Genomic DNA, 13,764 nt, shown 5'->3' with positions numbered 1-13,764 from the left:
TACGCCGGTGGTTAGAGGCGAGAAAGGTACGCGAGCGCTCGACTCACACAATCTTCAAGGGCGAGCGCGCCGGTATCGAGCGTGAGGCGCGGAACGGCGAGCGGCACGGCCGCGGCCCTCACGCGCGCGTACATGTCCGGCGTGCGGTTCCCCGCGAGGTGTGCGCCCGCGGTGTGATCGGCTTCGAGCCGGGCGCGGGCGACCTCGTCCGAACACACGCACTCAATCACCTGAAGGCGTTGGTTGAGTGACACAGCCAGCGCGAGCGGGGAATCGAGTTGCCCCAACTTGCTGAACGTGCGCCCGTCGAGAAACACGGCGCGCCCGGGATCGGCGGTGAGGATGTAGCGCGCGGCTTCGTAGACCGCGGATATCGCGATTTCGTCTTGCGCGGTTGAATAATCGAGCACACTCGGCGCGAAGAGTGCCGACCGCACCACGTCCTTGCTCAGCACAACACCACGGAAGGTATCAGCGAGGCGCGAAGCGAGTGTGCTCTTCCCGCTCCCGGGTAGCCCGGCCATTGCAATCAGCACCCCGCGCCCCCACGTGGATTCGTCGCTCCCATCGGCCGAAACCGACCGCACCGAGTAATAGACGGTTCCACCGGTCCCGAAATTCCTACATTTTCGGGCAGTGTCCTGTAAAGCCTCGGACAACAACTCGGCGCCATTACTTCTTCATCAACTCCAGACGCACCGCGTTGAGAGCCAGTTTCGCGGTGCGACTCATGATCTCGTAGCGCGTGCCGATCCAGCCCCAGCGGATGACTTCGCACCCGCCCGCGTGGGCCAGCCCGACGAACGCGGTGCCAACCGGGTTTTCGTCGGTCCCGCCGCCCGGACCGGCGAAGCCCGTCGTCGATACACCCAGATCGGTGCCGAACTTCGCGCGAGCGCCCTCGGCCATTGCCCGCGCGACGGGCTCGCTCACGGCGCCGTATTGCTCCAGTAGAGCAGAAGGGACGCCGAGTTCGCGGGCCTTCACTTCGTCCGTGTAACTCACGACGCCGCCGCGAAAGTAGTCACTCGCTCCGGGTACCAGGCAGATGCGGTGGGCCACCAACCCGCCCGTGATGCTCTCCGCGGTCGCGAGCGTCTTGCGCTTCTCGTGGAGCAACCGCACCACCACGTCCTGGAGCTCTTCCTCTTCGGCCCCGAAGACAAGTTCGGCCAGGCGCTCGCGGATGATCGCTTCGATGGGGGCAATCTGTGCTTGTGCGTCGGCGAGCGTTGGAGCGTGGGCCAGGACGCGGAGCGAAATGACCGCGTCGCTCACGGTGATGCCCACTTCCGGGACGTGTCCGCGGCGCGTGAGGTCGAGCAACTTCGCCTCGACCGCCGATTCGCCTGTACCGAACGTGTTGATCTTCCGCTGAATGAACACGCCCCCGCCCACTCCCATCGCGAGGAGCCGCGGTTGCACCTGCTCCGCGTACATCCGGTACATTTCGGACGGCACCCCCGGCATCGCGATGATGGTGGCCGTTCCCACTTGCGCCCAGACACCGGGCGCGGTGCCGCACACGTTGAAGATCGGCTCCGCGCCGGTGGGGATGAGCGCCTGCACGTGGTTGCGGTCCGGCATCACGCGCCCGCGCTTCGCGAACATGTCCGCGATGTGCGCGAGCGACGCCGCGTGCTCCACCAGGTCCACGCCCGCGACGGCCGCGATCACCTCGCGCGTGAGGTCGTCCTGTGTCGGCCCGAGTCCGCCGGTGCTGATGACGAGGTCCGCGCGCGCGGCCGCGATCCGGAAGCACGCGACATTGTCCGCGAAGTCGTCGGCGACGGTGGTGTGGAACGCGACCGGGACGCCGATCTCCGCCAGGCGCCGGCTCAGCCACTGCGAGTTGGTGTCGAGGTTCTGTCCGCTCGTGATTTCGCTACCGATGGAGACGATCTCGACCTTCATACGGAACTCCGAGAAGTGGGCTTGCCCACAAATTGGCACCACGGTATGGCGGGCGGCACTATGAGAACAAACTATTGGCTCGTCACTGCTGCGGCTGTCGCCGTGGCCGCGCTAGTCGTGTACGCGCAGCTCCCGAATTTGAACGGGCCGCTGCCGAGTAGTACCGCGAATGCGGCGCCAATGGGCGACGACGTTCCGCGGCTCGCACTGCCGCCGATCACCAGTCCGCCCGATGAACCGCTCGTGATGCCCGGCACCCTGCCTGCACTACCGGTGGGATCGCCCGAGAAGCCGCTCGTTCCGCCGGTCCCGGCCTCGTACACGGAACCGGCCCTTCCGCCGGTTCCGTCGACCGGTCCCGCGCCGAGCCTTCCACCGTTGCCGTCGGCCCCGGTCATCCCGCCGGTTCTTCCCGATCTGCCGCCCGCGGCCGGCCCTGCGACCCCGCTGCCGGGGTTGTCGAGCATTCCGCCGATTCCGGTGACTCCCGCCGCGCCTTCGGCTCCGCCGGTTGTGCCTGCGCCCCCCGGTCCGTCGGACGTACCGTCCGCGCCCCTGATTCCACCGCTTCCGGTCTCGGCCCCCTCGCTTCCGCCAATCGTGCCCGCCGCGCCTTCGCTTCCGCCCGTCGTGCCGGCACTGCCTTCTGATCCACTCGTGGTTCCTCCCGGCCCGACCACCCCGCCGGCGCTCCCGGTTCCGTCGCCCGCGCCCGCGATTCCGTCCAAGCCCCCGGCCCCAATCGTCCCGGAGTTGCCCGCAGTACCCGTGAGCCCGTCCGCGCCGGTGCTTCCTCCCGCTTCACCGAAGGCGCCCACCACCGAACCGCTGCTCCCGCCGCCCGCGGGGACGAAGCCGGCGAAGCCCACGCCCCCGCCCGCAGCGCCGCTCCCGGCTCAACCTTCGGTGCTCCAGCCGCCCGTGCAACCGGTCCCCAAGCCCGGTACCCCGACCGCGGGCGGAAACACTGCGATCGCGCAACCGGAACCGGTCGCGGTCGGTGGAAAGTACGTTGTGCTCAAGGACGACAAGCTGATCGAGGGCTCGGTGACGGTTCGCGGGGACGTCGTGATCGTGCGCCACGGGGCGCTCGATCGGGCGTTCACGAAGAGCCAGGTCCAGTTCGTCGGCGAGACGAAGGACGAGGTGTACCAGTTCATGCTCGCGAAGGTGCCCGCGGCGGACGCCGCGGCCCGACTCAAAGTCGCGCGGTGGTGCATGTTCAGCGGGATGCGCGAACAGGCCCTCGCCGAAGCCCGCGCGGTGCAGAAGTTCCAGCCGAACAACTCGGACGCGGCCGCTCTCACGGCGTCGCTGGAACGATCGCTCCAGCGGGACCCGCCGGAAGGCGCGCCGAAGATGACCGCCCCGCAAACGCCGACGCTCCCGGCCGAACTCAACAGCCGGCCGACTTTGCCGGCCACCGAACCCGAAGCGGACGTGACGCCCGAAGCCGCGAACCTGTTCGCCACACGGGTGCAGCCGTTCCTCGCGAACCAGTGCGTCGAGTGCCACGCGAACCCCGCCCACAAGGGGAAGTTCAAACTGGCACGGGTCGCGCCGGGCGAATCGGCGCAACAACCCACGCGGGCCAACCTCCGCGCGGTCGCGGGCCAGTTGCGCAAGGACGACCCGGGCGCAAGCCCGCTGCTCGTGAAGACGCTCACCGCGCACGGCGGTCAGAAGCAGCCGTCGGTCGCGTCGCGTCAGGCGGTCGCGTACTTCACGCTCGAAGCGTGGACCGCGCTGGCCATCGGAACGCCGGTCGCAGCCCCGACCTTCACCCCGCCGCCGCCGGTCGTGCCGGCGCCGGGGACTTCGACCGCTCCGGCACTTCCCCTGCCGAGCGCGGATCCCGTGCTCCCGCCCGCGCCGCCGAGTTCGGACGCGCTCCCGCGGACGCCGCCCGTCGTCCCGACACAGCCGATCGTCCCGACCCCGGGAGTCGAGCCGATCCTTCCGCCGGTTCCCACTCCGGCACCGACGTTCCCGCCGCCCCCAGCTTTTCCGGCTCCCACCGTGCCGGCGCCAGTGCCGACCCCCAGCGCACCGCTGATTCCGCCGATCCCGGCGGCCGATCCGCTAGTTCCGGTCGTTCCGGCTCCCGTAGTTCCCGCTCCGAAGCCGGCGGTTCCGCCGATTCCGCCCGCGAGCGCGGGTGCCCCGGCTCCGCTCCCGCCTCTCCCGGGCGCGCCGACGCAGCCGGTTCAGCCGGTGGGTGGAACGCAGTTCGGCTCGACGCTCCCGCCGAAGCCGCCGGTGAGTGGACCGGTCGGGGGGGATGAGTTCGATCCGGCCGGTTTCAACCAGGGAATGCCGCGGAAGTAGGCACGAAGCCGTCGGAAGTCGTCAGGTCGAAAGTCATAACGTCGAAGACACCCATTCTGGAAGTCTTCGACGTTATGACTTTCGACCTGACGACTTTACAACTCACAATTGCGCGAAGTTGCGGAGCATCTGCAACCCGATGCGCTGGCTCTTTTCCGGGTGGAACTGCGTAGCGAAGATGTTGTCCTTCCACACTGCGGCACAGAACGGCGTGGGGTAGTCGGCTTCCGCGGAAACAATGCCGCTCACGACCGGCGTCGGTTGCGCGAAGTACGAGTGAACGAAGTATACCGCGGGGTCGGCCGGCAGCCCCGCAAACAGTGGGCACCCCTGCCGTGCAAAGCGGAGCGTGTTCCAGCCCATGTGCGGCACTTTCAGGCCCGGCGCTGAGGGGAAACGCACCACGTCGCCGGGGAACACTCCCAAGCCCGTGTGCGTGCCGTCTTCGTGGCTGCGTGCGAAGAGCATCTGCATCCCGAGGCAGATGCCCAGGAAGGGCCGGCCCGTATCGATGTGCCGGCGCACGACGTCGTCGATACCGGTTTCGCGCACCCGCGCGATCGCGTCGCGGAACGCCCCGACGCCCGGCAGCACGATCTTCGCGGCACGCGCCAGGTGCTTCGGGTCGCTCGTGATAGTGGCGGAATGCCCGACCTGCTCGAACGCCTTCTGGACGCTCCGCAGGTTCGCCATGCCGTAATCCACGATCACCGTTTCGCTCACGTCAGCACCTCAAGGGTTATTTTGCCGCCACGGGTTGTTGTACTTCGGCCGGTCGGCGCAGCAGGAGCGCTGCGGCGAGCAGGCCCACGCCCATTACAGCAGCCAGGAACGTCAATGTAAACGCATCGAAGAACGCGGACTGCAACCGCGGACCGAGCCACGGCCACGCGAACCACGTCACCACGACCCCGATCGCCAGCCCCGGACCGAACGGCAGTTCGCGCGGGTTCTCGTTACTGGCCATCGAAGGCAGAGGGGCGGGCGTTCCCGGTGTTGCGGGGGCGTCATCGGGGCGGAGGACCGCTTCCAGCACTTTCAACACGAGCGCAGCGACCGCACCTACGAACAGCGACAGCACCGGGATCTGCCAGCCGAGGAACGCCCCGGCCATCATGAGCAGGTCGGCGTCCCCGAGGCCCAGGGCTTCGCGCCCGAAGCCGGTCTCGAACAGCCACTTCGTCACCCGGATCACGAGCGACCCGACCAGCGCGCCGATGACGCTGGTGAGCAAACCGAGTTTCCAACTCCCCGGCGGGGCGAACGCGAACGTCGGCCCCCAGAACGGCCACGGTTGCACGCCGGTGGGGATCTTGCCAATGTAGTCGGGGTGGTTCCAGAGCGTGATTTCGGGCGGGATCGCGTTCACGACGGCCGCCGCTTGCGGCCACGGCCAGGGCATCAGCGCGCCGCCGATCACGCCCACGACCATCGCCGTGTACGTGATCGGGGTCGGGATGATCCGGTGCTCCGCATCGACCGCGGCAGCGGCGATCAGCCCGCTGAGCAGGACCGCGTGGTACAGGAACAGTGCCCAACACTGGAGCGGCGGAACGGACCCGTTAATGCCGAGGTAGTCGTACTTGATGCCCGGAATGCCGTGCCAGTTGAACACGATTTCGGCGAGGAACAGCGCGAGGAACGCCACGCCCGTGCCGACCTCGACCCACAGGTAGCGCGCCGAGTACGGCGTACCGCACTTGCGGCACTTCCCCCGGAGCCGGAGGTACCCGAGAATCGGGACGTTATCGAACGAGCGAATCTTCGTGTAACAGACGAAGCAGCGCGACGACGGCCAAATGAGGCTCTTCTCGTAGGGCAGGCGCGCGACGACGACGTTGAGGAACGAGCCGACGATCAGCCCGAGGGCGGAGATCGTGAGGCACCAGAAGACGATCGGGAAGTGGAACCACCATTCCATGACTTGTGAACAGCCCAGATGGGTTCGCGAGGTACCGTGACACTCGCCTTCGGTGGCGCCGCTCCGACACTATACCAAAGGCGCCGGACGTCGGCCAAGAATGATGCCGGCGCACGCGGCGACTCATCAAAGCGACCGAGCGGGTGCAAAGTACGTTCGCGCCCCCAGGCCGGGTTGCAACTCGATGAAGCGACTCTTCAGTTGAAGAATTGCCTTTCGGATCACAATTGCGACGAACACAACAAATAACGGGTGGTTCTGGACACATCATCACACCACAGCGCGTTTGCTGGCGGTGCAAGGGTGTTCGACCGCACTTCGCCGAACCCACGCCTGCCGCTCCCGTAGGGCGGTGGACGCCGAGGAGGTTGTGAACGCCAACTCCGCTTTCGCCACGCAAGCCCTTATTTTTCAATGGCTTGGTAGATCTCGATTCACCACCTCTCGGCGGAAAGCGCATCCGCTTGCCCTCGAACTGCCCACCGCACGGACAGAAAATCCGTGCCGCCGGGCAGCGGTCGGGCTCTAACTGTGTGGAGGCCCACACTCACGGACGACCCGACATGCAGATCCCGATCGTCGCGACCGCGGCGCGCCTCGCCCTGGCCCACGTTCCGGACGCCGAACTCCTCGGTCGGTTCACCGCCGACGCCGACGGGCCGGCGTTTACCGAACTCGTCCGGCGGTACGGCCCGCTCGTCTGGCGGGTCGCCCGCGGCGGAACTCGTCACAGCCCGGCCGCCGAGGACGTGTTCCAGGCGACGTTCCTCGCCCTCGTCCGCCACGCTGCTGCCGTCCGCCGGGCCGACGCCCTGGCCGGATGGCTGCACCGCACGGCCTACCGGCTCGCACTACGTGCGCGGCGGGCCGAGGCCGGCCGGCTCCCGCCCCCCGCGCCGGACGAACCTCACGCCCCGGACGACCCGCTGGACCGGATGACTGCCCGGGAGCTGCTCGCCGCTGTGGACGAGGAGATCCAGGCGCTGCCGGCCGCGTACCGGGCAGCGGTCGTGCTGTGCGGGGTGCAGGGCTTGTCCCACACGGAGGCGGCGGCCCGGCTCGGCTGGTCGGCGGGGTCGGTGAAGGGCCGACTGGAGCGGGCGCGCGCCAGGCTCCGCGTCCGACTGGAGGCCCGCGGACTGGCAGCCCCGGCGGCCCTCCTCGGACTGGTCGGCGGGACCAACGGGTCCTATGCCGTGCCGCCCCGCCTGAGCGAAGCCGTCCTCGCTGCGGTCCGGGGCGGCACCGTCTCCCCGGCACTCGACCGACTCGCGGCGGGGGCGGGCGGATCGGCCGCCCGCCCGTGGTTGGCTGCTGCGGCCGCAATAGTTTGTGTTGCCGGGCTGGGAATCGCCTTCGCATCCCGGCCGGGTAGCGACCCGTCCGCCGGCCCACCGGGTACGGGCGGGCGACCAGCGGACGGGTCGGTGATGTGGTCGGCCCCACTGGACACCGACCCCGACCGGCCGACCGCCACGGCCGGGGTGTGGGCGCCGGATGGCAAGCACGTCCTGACCGCCGGCTCCGCTACCCGGGGTAAAGGAGGGCCGCGCGTGGGCGAAGTGCGAGTGTGGGACGCCGGCACCGGGGCGGTGGTCCACACCTTCCGCGGTACGGCCACCGGGTACGACACCGGCGCCCCGTCGCTCGCCGTCCGCCCGGACGGGAAGGCGGTCGCCGCCGGCGGAGCGCGGACCGGCTCCGGGTCGGCCGAGTTCTTCGTCGAGGAGTGGGGCTGGGGCGAGGCGCAACCGCGGGCCAAACTGGGGCCGGACCTGGATGCGCTGCCGCCCAACCAGCCGGACTTGAACGCCGCGCCCCCCGGTGGACCGGGTTCACTCATCGGGACAGGTAACAGCCCGAGCGGGTTCGTCGGGGCGGTAGCGGGCCTATCCTACTCGCCGGACGGGAAACTGCTCGCGGCCGCCAGCGCCGACCATTACCTGCGGGTCTGGGATCGAGCGAAGGGAACGTTCGTCCTCTCTCACCGCGCCGAACGGCCGCTCCGGTGCGTGGCGTTCCACCCGACCGGTGCCGTGGCGGTGACCGACGACCGGACCGGCGTTCACTTCTACAACCCCCGAACCGGCGACACCGCGAACGGGTGGTCGTCGTCCGGCCAACCGCCGGGGCCACCCATGTCAGTCGCGTTCTCCCCGGACGGCAAGTACGTCGCGGCCGCCGGCGGGGTGGGCGGCCACAGTCTGCTGGCCCAGGTCAAGCAGATCAGCCCGCAACCGCGCGGCTACCTCGAGATCGGGCTGACGGCGGGGATGCCGACCGCCCCGGCCGACCTCGGTGGGGTCGAGCAGGTGGCCTGGTCACCCGACGGCAACGCCCTGGCACTCGCCTGCCGGGACGGAACGGTTCGCCTCATCCCGTTCGGCGGCGGGGCACTACGGGCGGTGATCCCGGCGGACAACGGCCGGGTGTACGCGGCTCAGTTCTCGCCGGACGGAACGCGGCTGCTAACGGTCGGCCGGGACGCGGTGAAGGTGTGGTCGGTCGCCGACCTCGTCAAGGCGAAGTGACCCCGGACGGCTGAGCCGTTGAGTTCTCGAAGATGGAAGATCCACCCGCTCGTTGACACGCGCGGTTCGCCGGAGCCTCTTGGCAAGCCGCGCGTGTCAACGAGCGGGTGGGCCACCACCTACAGCCGCCCTCCCATCACGCCCGCGATTCCCCCAGTGGGCCGCGCGACATTCCGATTTATTCTTGAAGCTCGCGCGAAGTGCGGGTACGCTCCCAATATCCGCCAGAATGCCCGCCTCAATCCTCCCCCACCGGCCCCTCCCATGCTTAGGGTTCTCGGCCACTCCACTGCCGCGTGCGACGGCATCAGCCGACGCGATCTCCTGCGCGCCGGCTCCCTTGCCGCGTTCCTTCCCGGAACAGCGGGGGCCGCACTCGCGGGTTCACGAAAAACGAATGAGGCGCCCACCGCGGCCGCGCGGAAGAATCCGCACGCGAAGGCGGTCATCCTCATCGACCTGTTCGGCGGGCCGAGCCACATCGACACGTTCGACATGAAGCCGGATGCGCCGCCGGAGATCCGCGGGGAGTTCAAGTCGATCCCCACCGTATTGCCGGGCGTGCGCGTCTGCGAACACCTACCGCTGCTCGCGCGCCGGCTCGATCGGCTCGCGGTGGTGCGGTCGGTGACGCACAAGTACAACTCGCACAACCCGTATGGCGTGATGACCGGTTACGACGGCGGTCACGACCAAACCGACTACTTCGCGCGCCCGACGAACCACCCCAGCGTGCCGAGCGTGTGCCAGTTCTTCGGCATCGGGCGCGGGCGCGACCTGCCCGGCTACGTCATGCTGCCCGCGGCGCCCGGCTACACGCAGGGGCTGCGCCGGGCCGGACCATACGGCGGTTACCTCGGTCCCAAGTTCGACCCGGTGTCCAGTACCGCCGACGCGCACGCGAGCGAATCGATCACCGAGAGCAAGGACTTTTACAGCCACACGATCACGCCACTCGGCGAACCGCGGCTCCCGAAAATCGATGGCGGGATGACGCTCGACGCCCTGAACACGCGCCGGTCGCTCGTCCAGCAACTCGATGCGCGCGCGGCGCAACTCGATGCCCACCACGGAACCCGGCGCGACGCCGCGTTCGACCTGCTGCTCTCGCCGAAAGCGAAGACCGCGTTCGCCCTGGACCGCGAGCCGCACAAGCTCCGCGACCGGTACGGCGCCGACCTGTTCGGCCAGAGCGTTCTGCTCGCGCGGCGGCTCGTGGAGGCCGGTGTCACGTTCGTCACCGTTCACACCGAAGCGCGGCCCAACGGCCACTGGGACACGCACGAGAACAATTTCAACATGTTGAAGGGGCTCCTCCTGCCGTTCCTCGACCGCGCTCTATCCGCGCTCCTCGACGACCTCAGCGAGCGCGGGCTGCTCGCGAGCACACTGGTGGTGGTGACCGGCGATATGGGGCGCACGCCCCGGGTGAACGGCAAAGCGGGCCGCGACCACTGGCCGCAGTGCGGGTTCTGCCTGTTCACGGGCGGCGGAACGAAGCCCGGCGTGGTCCACGGCACCACGGACAAGATCGCGGCGTTCCCTGCCGACCACCCGGTCTCGGCGGGGGATCTCGTCGCGACCGTGTACGAACTGGTCGGCGTGGACCCCGAGGGCATGGTGCCCGACCACACCAACCGGCCCCAACACATTTCCCACGGCGGGAAACCGATCCGCGGAGTGTTGAAGTAAGGCGAACTCCGCCCGCAAGGGCGGTGTGCCTCGTCCGCTTTGGTTTTTTGCCCTCTCCCCTTGCGGGAGAGGGTCGCCGCGCTTCGCGGCGGGGTGAGGGGTTGCTTCCCGTATGTGGCGACGACCCCTCACCCGGTTCGCAAAGCCTCACCACCCTCTCCCGCAAGGGGAGAGGGCACAACCAAAAACGCGGGCGCCCCCACGTTTGCAATTCGTTGCCTGTGGGCGGGGTTCACCCGGCTCGAGTCGATCTGGAGAGACCCATGCTGCGTTTCGGTGATTCGGCCCGGCTCGGTCGGCGGGACTTCCTCCGCGTCGGGTCGCTCGCGCTCGGCGGGCTCTCGCTGGCCGATTGCATCCCCGCCGCGCGAGCCGGCACCAAGCTCTCCGAGGCGGGCAAACCGGTCACGGACAAGTCGGTCGTGTTCCTCTTCCTCCACGGCGGCCCGAGCCAGTTCGAGACGTTCGACCCGAAGATGAGCGCGCCGGCCGAGATCCGCAGCGCGACCGGCGAGATCAAGACCGCGCTCCCGGGTGTCACATTCGGGGGCACGTTCCCGAAGCTCGCGAAAATGGCCGATCGGTTGTGCGTCGTCCGGTCGTTCGTCCCGGGCGACGCGAACCACGACATCAAGACCATCGTCGGCAAGGACTCGTTCGGCGCGAACCTCGGCAGCGCCTACGCGAGCACCGCGGGTAGCAACAATCCCGCCACGGGAATGCCGCTCAACTGCGTGCTGTTCCCGCGCGCGGTCGATCCGAAAGCGGGGCCGGAACAAAGCGGCTTCGGCAAGTTCGCCGCACACGGGCCGTTCCCCGCGAGCACTGCGCCGTTCCAGCCGGACGGGAACGGTGCGCTCAAGAGCGACATGAAACTGAACCTACCGCTGGACCGGCTCGACGACCGGCGCACGCTGCTCGCCGGGTTCGATCGCCTCAAAAAGAGTGCGGAAACGGAAGCGGACCCGGTGGACGCGGCCCGGCAGAAGGCGTTCAGCATCCTCCTCGGCGGCGTCGGTGAGGCGTTCGACATCGGCAAGGAGGACGCGAAAACGGTCGACAAGTACGACACCGCGCGGCTGTTCGACGTGACGAAGATCGACAAGAAGTGGAACAACCACCAGCACTACGCGGACAACGCCAAATCGCTCGGCAAGCTCATGCTGCTCGCGCGCCGGCTGGTCGAGCGCGGGGCGGGGTTCGTCACGGTCACCACGAACTTCGTGTGGGACATGCACGCGGACCAGAACAACGCTCACATGACCGAGGGCATGGGCTACATGGGTCCGTCGCTCGATCACGCGGTCAGCACGTTCCTCGACGACCTCCGCGCGCGGGGGCTCGGAGACAAGGTGCTGCTCGTGGTGTGCGGAGAAATGGGGCGCTCGCCGCGCCTCAACGCGAAGGGCGGGCGCGACCACTGGGGCAACCTGGGGCCGCTGCTGCTCGCCGGCGGGGGGGTGCCCGAAGGGGCCGTGATCGGCAAGTCGTCCGCGAACGGCGGCGACCCGAACTCGGAGCCCGTGCGGGTCCAGAACCTGATCGGCACCGTCATGCACACGCTGTTCGATGTGGGCAAGCTCCGCGTCGCGCGCGGCGCCAGCCGGGAGCTGCTCGCGATGGCGGATTACGCGCCGATCCGCGGGCTGAACGGCTGACAGATCACTACTGCCGGGCGCGCCCGGTTCGTTCAGTCGGCCGTGAAGGTCAGGCTCACCCGACCGAGTACACCGAAGTCCGCGGTGAGCTGGTCGCCGGGGCGCGCGAGGTAAATGTCGGTCGTGATCCCGGTCGTAACTCGATCCCCGCGACTCAACCGGCGCCCGAACTTCGGTAACTCGTTGGCCAGCCACGCGACCACGTTCAGCGGGTTGCCCAGAACGGCCGCGCCCGAGCCGGTGAAGGTCTGCTCGCCGTTGACCACGAGGGAAACCGGGTGCCGGGCGAAATCCAGGTCGCGCCAGCCGGCACACGGTTCGCCCGCAACCCACGCCCCGTGAATGGCGTTGTCGGCGAGCAGCGACGGCGCGCCGACCGCCTGCCAGTTGTGGTAACGGTGGTCCACGATCTCGATCGACGGGAGCGCGAACCCGATGAACTCGCGGATCGTGTCGGCCGTATAAACCGGTCCGGGCCGCACGTCGGCGGCCATCTCGAACCCGAACTCGGCCTCGGCACAGCGAACGGTGAAGTCCGACCCCAGAAGTGTTGCGGGAGAGTTGTGTGACGAGTGCGTCATGAGGACGCCGAAGAACGGCGCGTCCACACCGAGCGCCTTTTGAGCCAGTTCGTTCGTGCAGGCGATCTTGTACCCGATGGGCCGGCTCCCGAACCGGTCCAGGATCTTCCGCACGAGGCGCTCCTGGACCAAATACCCTTCGGCGAGCGCGCGGGGTACGATGTCCGCGGGCAGCGCCGCGACCTGGCGCTGTTCCGAGCGCATATCGAAGAGGTACTCGCACGCAGCGTTCACACGATCCATTTCCGCGCCCCCGACACAAATGGAGAGAAGTCGTTGGCGGCAGAATACCACGCAGGCGCGCTTCCGGCGCGAGGAATCGCGGCACGCGCAGAGCCGCTTTGTTTACGGGTAGCGCCCGAAAAAATCCAACTATTGAGCGATCGAACGTCCGCCCCGTGCGGCGTCTTTCGGAATCGCACTTCGAGCGGTGTGTAGGTTGGGGGGCCGGAGCGGGTGGGGAATTTTGAACTGCGGACGGGCGGTCGTCGGTTCGGCTTCCCCGCCGGAGCGTCAGCGGGGACTTGAGCCCTTCTTTTCAATCACTCCTGGGAAGATTTACTCGGCCCCTCGGTCGTCTTTACCGAGTGCGGCCCACAGCGCGCTGAGGTCGTGGGCGCTGGTGTCGCCGGGCGCCGGGCTGTGGGGGCAGCCGTCGTCCGCCAAACGGTACAGATCGTTGCGGTCAATGCTGTCGGCTTGCATCACTCGGCCCTCGGAAGTGGAAGGTTCGATGCCCGGGCAGCGTGTCCTTGCGTCCCCGGCGCGTAACACTTCGCAACCGCCGTGCCGCGGCGCGCGCGAATCGTGCCCCGCTCCGAGGCGGGCACTGGCGCGGCGTTTCGACCGCGCCAATTCGCACAACCGCTCTAATTTTGCGCTCATGCGCAGTATCTATACGATGCCCATATCGGGCTCCTTCGCTCCCTCGCGTGATTCGTCTATCTTCCAGAAACCGTTCGGTGTTTCAGGGCCGTGTTTCCCGTGACCGAGCGGAGTTATTTTCCGGGCGCTGCAGACGGTCGGTGTTTGCGCGCCCGCCCGTGGAGTAAAGTGGAGTAAACTAGATTCGCTCCTCGCGATGAACCGGACGCCCGCCCCGACCCGCGCGCAAACTGGCGCGGGTCGGGTGTTCTGTT

10 protein-coding genes are annotated in these 13,764 nt (G+C 68.4%); 4 read left to right on the top strand and 6 right to left on the bottom strand.

Features of this window, described 5'->3' with window-relative positions:
• Window positions 1-11: 11 nt before the first annotated feature.
• Window positions 12-587, bottom strand: coding sequence for an AAA family ATPase (locus J8F10_RS02630; protein WP_210652335.1), 576 nt, complete (start codon window positions 585-587; stop codon window positions 12-14).
• 85 nt (window positions 588-672) lie between these two features.
• On the bottom strand, window positions 673-1,914 hold the full coding sequence (locus tag J8F10_RS02625) for a competence/damage-inducible protein A (RefSeq protein ID WP_210652334.1): 1,242 nt from the start codon (window positions 1,912-1,914) through the stop codon (window positions 673-675).
• Window positions 1,915-1,974: 60 nt separating this feature from the next.
• Between J8F10_RS02625 and J8F10_RS02620 the strand changes: the two genes are divergently transcribed.
• The gene (locus tag J8F10_RS02620) at window positions 1,975-4,242 is read left to right on the top strand and encodes a hypothetical protein (protein ID WP_210652333.1); all 2,268 of its coding nucleotides are present in this window, start codon (window positions 1,975-1,977) and stop codon (window positions 4,240-4,242) included.
• Window positions 4,243-4,344: 102 nt separating this feature from the next.
• Here J8F10_RS02620 and hisH read toward each other — a convergent pair whose 3' ends face one another.
• A complete protein-coding gene (gene hisH, locus J8F10_RS02615; RefSeq protein ID WP_210652332.1) occupies window positions 4,345-4,965 on the bottom strand; it encodes an imidazole glycerol phosphate synthase subunit HisH in 621 nt (206 codons plus the stop codon).
• A 16-nt stretch (window positions 4,966-4,981) separates the two neighbouring features.
• Complete coding sequence (locus J8F10_RS02610; protein ID WP_210652331.1) at window positions 4,982-6,163, bottom strand: prepilin peptidase; 1,182 nt, start codon at window positions 6,161-6,163, stop codon at window positions 4,982-4,984.
• 563 nt (window positions 6,164-6,726) lie between these two features.
• On the opposite strand from J8F10_RS02610, the gene J8F10_RS02605 reads away from it, so the two are divergent.
• The 3 genes from J8F10_RS02605 to J8F10_RS02595 all read left to right on the top strand — a co-directional run bounded on the left by J8F10_RS02605 (window position 6,727) and on the right by J8F10_RS02595 (window position 12,044).
• A complete protein-coding gene (locus J8F10_RS02605; protein ID WP_210652330.1) occupies window positions 6,727-8,694 on the top strand; it encodes a sigma-70 family RNA polymerase sigma factor in 1,968 nt (655 codons plus the stop codon).
• A 264-nt stretch (window positions 8,695-8,958) separates the two neighbouring features.
• On the top strand, window positions 8,959-10,386 hold the full coding sequence (locus J8F10_RS02600) for a DUF1501 domain-containing protein (protein ID WP_210652329.1): 1,428 nt from the start codon (window positions 8,959-8,961) through the stop codon (window positions 10,384-10,386).
• 263 nt (window positions 10,387-10,649) lie between these two features.
• Window positions 10,650-12,044: a DUF1501 domain-containing protein gene (locus J8F10_RS02595; protein ID WP_210652328.1), complete on the top strand. Its 1,395-nt coding sequence runs from the start codon at window positions 10,650-10,652 to the stop codon at window positions 12,042-12,044.
• Window positions 12,045-12,076: 32 nt separating this feature from the next.
• Here the strand turns inward: J8F10_RS02595 and J8F10_RS02590 are convergent, their stop codons facing one another.
• Together J8F10_RS02590 and J8F10_RS02585 are read right to left on the bottom strand one after the other, a co-directional pair.
• Entirely contained in the window at window positions 12,077-12,868 is a 792-nt protein-coding gene (locus tag J8F10_RS02590; RefSeq protein ID WP_210652327.1) for a 2-keto-4-pentenoate hydratase, read from the bottom strand.
• 315 nt (window positions 12,869-13,183) lie between these two features.
• Window positions 13,184-13,333, bottom strand: coding sequence for a hypothetical protein (locus tag J8F10_RS02585; protein WP_210652326.1), 150 nt, complete (start codon window positions 13,331-13,333; stop codon window positions 13,184-13,186).
• Between the last annotated feature and the right edge of the window lie 431 nt (window positions 13,334-13,764).

Origin of the sequence: Gemmata palustris (genome assembly GCF_017939745.1) — a bacterium.
Classification (GTDB): domain Bacteria; phylum Planctomycetota; class Planctomycetia; order Gemmatales; family Gemmataceae; genus Gemmata; species Gemmata palustris.
This window is presented reverse-complemented; position numbering and strand designations above follow the sequence as displayed.